Source organism: Streptomyces sp. NPDC044002 (assembly GCF_056434525.1).
The window spans coordinates 37,713-42,622 of the sequence record NZ_JBWKEZ010000064.1; the positions used below are offsets into that span (position 1 = coordinate 37,713).

Genomic DNA, 4,910 nt, shown 5'->3' on the forward strand with positions numbered 1-4,910 from the left:
TCTCCCCCCCCCCCCCCCCCCCCCCCCCCCCCCCCCCCCCCCCCCCCCCCCCCCCCCCCCCCCCCCCCCCCCCCCCCCCCCGCCCGGCTGACCCAGCTGTTCACCTCCGGCATGACCGAAGCCGAACGGGCCGCGATCCCCCGCCTGCCCGACGGCCGCGCCGGCGTGCTCGGAGCCCTCATCGGCGACCCCCGGCCGCTGCTGCTCGACGACCTCACGAAGGACCCCCGCGCGGCCGGCTTCCCGCCCGGCCACCCGCCCATGCGCAGCTTCCTCGGCGTGCCCATCCGGGTGCACACCGAGGTCTTCGGCAACCTCTACCTCACCGAGAAGCACGGCGGCGGCCCCTTCACGGACGAGGACCTCGCACTGATGCGCGTACTGGCCTCGCAGGCCGGCATAGCGATCGGCAACGCCCGGCTGTACGAGACCGCACGCCGGCGGGAACGCTGGATCGAGGGCGCCGCCGCCGTCACCACCACCCTGCTGGCGGGACGGCCCGCGGCCGACGCCCTGATGTGCGTCGCCGAACGCGCCCGGCTGCTCGCGGACGCGGCGGCGGGCGTCATCCTCCAGCCCACCCCCGAGGGCGGCATGGAGATCGTCGCCGCCTCCACCCACGGCGACCCCGGCGACCTGATCGGTACCGCCATCGCACCCGGCTCACCGGTGCTGGTGCAGTTGCTGGGCGGAGAACCCGTCTTCATAGAGGACTCCGCGACCGACCCCCGCATGACCACCCACGTACGCGAACGCTTCGGACCGAGCATGATGCTGCCGCTGCAGAGCGGCGGACAGCTGATCGGCACCCTCGCCCTGCCCAGGGCCCGGGGCGGGCAGCCGTACGACGCGGTGGACCGGCTGCTGGCCTCCCAGTTCGCCTCCCAGGCCGCGCTGGCCCTGGTCCTCGCGGACGCGCAGCACGACCGCGAGCAGCTGGCCGTCTACGAGGACCGCGACCGCATCGCGCGCGACCTGCACGACCTGGTGGTGCAGCGGCTGTTCGCCACCGAGATGATGCTGGAGAGCACGCGGCGCAGGTCGTCGAACGCGGCGGCGGGCAACGACGACGACGGCGGGGACGAGGTCGGGGAGGAACTGGGCCGCGCGGTGGACGAGCTGGACTCCACCATCCAGGAGGTCCGCACGGCCATCTTCGCCCTCCAGCAACCCCCGAGCGACGCCCCCACCACCTTCCGGGGACGGGTGCTCCGCGAAACGGGCGGAGCCGCCGTACTGCTGGGCTTCCAGCCGTCGGTGCACTTCGCGGGCGCGGTCGACGCCCTCCTCCCGGACCCCGTCACCACGGCCCTGCTCTCCACCCTGCGCAGCGCCCTGGCGGCGGCCCACCGCCGCAGCGAGGTCACGTCGATCGAGGTGGAGGTCGACGCCACCCCCTCCCGAGTCCGCCTCACGGTCTCCGACGACGGCCGCACGAAGGCAGGCACGCGCGGGACGACGGTGGTGTGGGAGGCGGGGCTGTAGGGGTGGGGGCTGGCTATCTCCCCCTCGAGGGGGTGGGGGCGGGTCGGTGTTTGCCCACCCGCCTCCCCGTCTGCGGGCCGGGGGGCGGGTGCGCGGCATCCCCTCGGGCGGCATCAGAGAAGGTTGGGGGCTTCCCGTCAGTCCCATCGTCCTTCCGGTTCGTGCCGGCCTGTCAAGGGCGCTCCCTTCGGTCGCGTCACTTCGTGATCGCCTTCGGCGACCCTTGACAGGCCGACCCGCCCCGGAAAGCCGAAAGACTGCCGGGAAACCCCCAAAGAAACGGCACGGTCGATAGTCGGAGGGACGGGTCTCTCAGCGATGAGGCGAGGGGCCGGGGGCCGGCCCGCCGGGCATCCGGGTCCGTCCGGCCCCGGGCCAGGGCCGGGGGCGCGGCTACCTGCACCAAAGGTTGATCGGATGCCCCTGGGAAGCCCCCAAGCGCAGCAGATCGCTACGCGCTTCTCACATCTCAGCGTCCGACGACCGTCCTGGGCTGATACCCGCACCAGAGGGCGAAGAGATCAACCTGGGAGTCCGAAAGGCGCAGCAGATCGCTACGCGCTCCTCTGATCTCGGCGGCCGCCGACCGTCTTGGGCTGATATCCCAGTGGAAGACGATCATTCACTGGCCGGCCTGGCCCCCAATCCTCGGCTTTGCCAGCCGAGTTCCCAGGAGTCGTCACTAGGCTTCCCGCATGACGATTCGCGCAGTGGTCTTCGATGTCGGCGAGTGCCTGGTGGACGAAACGCGGGAGTACGGCACATGGGCCGACTGGCTCGGCGTGCCCCGGCACACTTTCGCCGCGATGTTCGGAGCCGTGATCGCGCAGGGCCGCGACTACCGCGATACCTTCCAGGTTTTCCAGCCCGGCTTCGACCTGTACGAGCAGCGCGAGGCCAGGGCAGCCGCCGGGCAGCCAGAGCACTTCGATGAAGGAGACCTGTACGCGGATGTCCGCCCCGCCCTCGCGCAGCTGCGCGAGGGCGGGCTGTGGCTGGGCATCGCAGGGAATCAGACGGTTCGCGCCGGCAAGATCCTCCGCGAACTCTTCGCCACGGCCGTCGATCTGATCGGCACCTCCGACGACTGGGGGGCGAGCAAGCCCGATCCCGAGTTCTTCGTCCGCGTCGCCAAGGCCGTTCCGTTCGCGCCCGGCGAGATCCTCTACGTGGGCGACCGTGTCGACAACGACCTGCGGCCCGCTGTGGCCGCAGGCATGCACAGCGCCCTGATCCGGCGCGGCCCCTGGGCCACGGTCCAGTGGGAGTCGGAAGAGGCCAAGGCACTGCCGACCTTCAGGGTCGGCAGCCTCCTCGACCTCCCACGCCGGATCAACGAGTTCAACGCGTCAGTGCGCTGAGTGTGGTCGCCCAGCCGTACAGCCGGTCGTCGAGTTCGCGTACGCACTGCTCGTGCTGCCACGGTGCGAGCGCGCGGCGCGTCTCGCGGACCCTCTCCATCCCGGTCGCGTACCAGTGCGTCTCCAACTGCTCCAGGGCCCGAACCGCATAGGCGCACGCTGCCTCAGGGGCCCCGGCAGCGGCCTCCACGGCACCCAGGTCGGCGAGGACCACTGTCCGCTGCTTGTCAGCGTCGGGCGGCAGGGTTTCGAGAACTTCCATGAGCGTCTCCCTGGCCTGCGGGAGATGCCCGGCTGCGAGCTGGATGTTCCCCTTGAACGCGGCCAACCGGACTGGGCTGAACCAGTCCATCCAGTCAGGGGAGGCGTGCTCCGAACCCGCCGCCAGCAGGTCGTCGCCGTGCGTGATGAGGTTCAAGGCCGTCCGCGTCTGCCCGCACCTCGTCTCGCATTCGGCCTCGACCGCGTCGAGCCACGCCAGGAATTCTGCAGAGGCCGGCCCCCTGCGGGCATAGGTCCGGGCCATCACCATCCGCTCGCCGGCGCCAGCGCGATCTCCATCCCACCCCGGGATGAAGGCCATGTGCGCCAGAACAGCGGCACCGAGCACGGAATCGTCCGCTTCTCCCGCAGCCTGAAGGGCACGCAGCCACGTGCCGCCCGCTTGCTCAGGCTCTCGGAGGTCGAAGAATTCGATGCGGCCCGCAAGGAGAAACGACTCGGCCAGTGCTGCGGCGACGGCCTGTCGCGTGGCGCCCGCCGTTGCGGGGAGCAGAGCCTCACCGAGGACGGCGTGGGCGCTGACCGGTGGATGAAGGACCGCTGGTGCCACGGTCCAGTAGAGCCGCCGGTGGGCCCGGGTCACGGCAAGGTAGTCGGCGGCCGCACTCGCGGGCTGCACCGTCGCCGGATGCTGCACCGGGAGCCGCAACGCCGACGCGACGGGTACGCGTCTGACCGTCAGCGTGCGATCGTGCCCGGCAGGTGGAGTGAAACCGAGGGCCTCGATGTCCTGCCCGAGCAGTTCCGTCAGCGCCTGTTGGGCCGCAGCGTAGGGCCAGGGAGGCGCATCCGACTCCCAGCGCCGGACTTGGCGCACATCGACGGAAACACCTCGGCCGGCGAGCGCCTCGACGAGCGCCTGCTGCGAGAGATATCCAGCAGCTACACGGGCGGCTTTGAATCGGACGTTCCCAGGTGACCTTGCCACGCTCAACCTCCGCATGTGTGCCAGGTGGACGACCACTCTCTCAACAAGTCCCCACAAGGACCACGTTTTACCCAGCTGGACGAACAGAAGTCCTCAAACAGGCAGCCAGAAGACCGCGATAAGTCCTAGCTGGTCCGTCCCTCAAGCACGAACCTCGAACAGGAGCAGGGCGATCTGCCCACTGACCACGGCAGGAAGTGACATGACCAGTCGCACCCGAGACGTGCCCAGCGTCGACAGTTGGGACGAGCCCTTGCCGAGGGTGAGGGTCGTAGAGCCGCCCAGCCTCGAACTTCTCGACCGGGCATTGGCCGGCTGGCAGCGGTTCCTCCACACCTTCGAGGCGGCGTCCGATGAGTGAGTGCTACGAATACGTCCCCCACCGCCTCCTCCACCGTCGTGTCCGCGACATCGCGTCCGGTACCGAAGGCGTGCTGATGGCCGTGATCAACGAGAACGTCTCCGACACCGGCATCGAACACTGGATGGAGCTCGCCTACATCCGGGGTGCCTCCGGCCGCGAATTCACCACCGCCGCCACCAACATCGAACCTGCCCCGGACCAGCTCAAGACGGCCGACGGTCGCCGAGATCAGCGAAGCGCGTAGCGATCTGACGCGTCTGAAAGCTCCGCAGGTCGCCGAGATCAACCTCTCGTGCGGGTAGCCGCGCCCCGGCCCGGCATCGCAGACATGAAAGCCCGGATGCCCGGCAGGCCTGCCCCCGGCCCCTCGCTCATCGCTGACGGACCCGTCCCTCCTCCTCTGGACCGTGCCGTTTCTTTGGGGGTTTCCCGGCAGTCTTTCGGCTTTCCGGGGCGGGTCGGCCTGTCAAGGGTCGCCGAAGGCGATCGC

4 protein-coding genes and 1 pseudogene are annotated in these 4,910 nt (G+C 70.3%); 4 read left to right on the forward strand and 1 reads right to left on the reverse strand.

Translation table 11 applies throughout. The annotated features are described in order from the left end of the window. Positions 1–78: 78 nt before the first annotated feature. A pseudogene (locus AC07A6_RS33545) lies at positions 79–1,485 on the forward strand (sensor histidine kinase); the annotation flags it as partial. Between the two features lie 695 nt (positions 1,486–2,180). Next, positions 2,181–2,846 carry an HAD family hydrolase gene (locus AC07A6_RS33550; RefSeq protein ID WP_478779629.1) on the forward strand — a complete coding sequence of 222 codons (666 nt, stop codon included), beginning with the start codon at positions 2,181–2,183 and terminating at the stop codon, positions 2,844–2,846. Here the strand turns inward: AC07A6_RS33550 and AC07A6_RS33555 are convergent. Beyond that, entirely contained in the window at positions 2,827–4,071 is a 1,245-nt protein-coding gene (locus AC07A6_RS33555; protein ID WP_478779633.1) for a transcriptional regulator, read from the reverse strand. The genes AC07A6_RS33550 and AC07A6_RS33555 overlap by 20 nt on opposite strands. Positions 4,072–4,258: 187 nt before the next feature. Between AC07A6_RS33555 and AC07A6_RS33560 the strand changes: the two genes are divergently transcribed. Next, positions 4,259–4,417 carry a hypothetical protein gene (locus AC07A6_RS33560; RefSeq protein ID WP_478779630.1) on the forward strand — a complete coding sequence of 53 codons (159 nt, stop codon included), beginning with the start codon at positions 4,259–4,261 and terminating at the stop codon, positions 4,415–4,417. Next, positions 4,410–4,664 carry a hypothetical protein gene (locus tag AC07A6_RS33565; protein WP_478779631.1) on the forward strand — a complete coding sequence of 85 codons (255 nt, stop codon included), beginning with the start codon at positions 4,410–4,412 and terminating at the stop codon, positions 4,662–4,664. Before AC07A6_RS33560 ends, AC07A6_RS33565 begins: the two co-directional genes overlap by 8 nt. Positions 4,665–4,910: the final 246 nt, after the last annotated feature.

What these genes read in the sequence shown, in the direction of transcription:
- AC07A6_RS33555 (WP_478779633.1), bottom strand. Translation starts at nt 4,071, where the DNA reads ATGCGGAGGTTGAGCGTGGCAAGGTCACCTGGGAACGTCCGATTCAAA.
- AC07A6_RS33565 (WP_478779631.1), top strand. Translation starts at nt 4,410, where the DNA reads ATGAGTGAGTGCTACGAATACGTCCCCCACCGCCTCCTCCACCGTCGT.
- AC07A6_RS33550 (WP_478779629.1), top strand. Translation starts at nt 2,181, where the DNA reads ATGACGATTCGCGCAGTGGTCTTCGATGTCGGCGAGTGCCTGGTGGAC.
- AC07A6_RS33560 (WP_478779630.1), top strand. Translation starts at nt 4,259, where the DNA reads ATGACCAGTCGCACCCGAGACGTGCCCAGCGTCGACAGTTGGGACGAG.